The organism is Lysinibacillus sp. G1-3 (genome assembly GCF_056322905.1).
In genome coordinates this window covers 1-255 of record NZ_JBWHYQ010000092.1, presented here as the reverse complement: position 1 = coordinate 255, position 255 = coordinate 1, and the positions used below count along the sequence as shown (strand labels likewise).

General features: G+C 52.2%; 2 tRNA genes. Both read right to left on the bottom strand.

The annotated features are described in order from the left end of the window. Nucleotides 1-43: 43 nt before the first annotated feature. Nucleotides 44-119 (bottom strand) — tRNA-Phe (locus tag ACVYAD_RS25320). 15 nt (nt 120-134) lie between these two features. Further along, a tRNA-Asp gene (locus ACVYAD_RS25315) sits at nt 135-210 on the bottom strand. Nucleotides 211-255: the final 45 nt, after the last annotated feature.

Here is a 255-nt window from a genome sequence, read left to right as displayed (position 1 = left end):
AGCTTGGAAGGCTGAGGTTTTACCATTAAACTACACCCGCATATGGTGGGTCAGGACGGAATCGAACCGCCGACACTTAGAGCTTCAATCTAATGCTCTACCAACTGAGCTACTGACCCATATTTTTAAAAAAATGGCGGTCCCGACCGGGATCGAACCGGCGATCTCCTGCGTGACAGGCAGGCATGTTAACCGCTACACCACGGGACCATTTGGTTGCGGGGGCCGGATTTGAACCAACGACCTTCGGGTTAT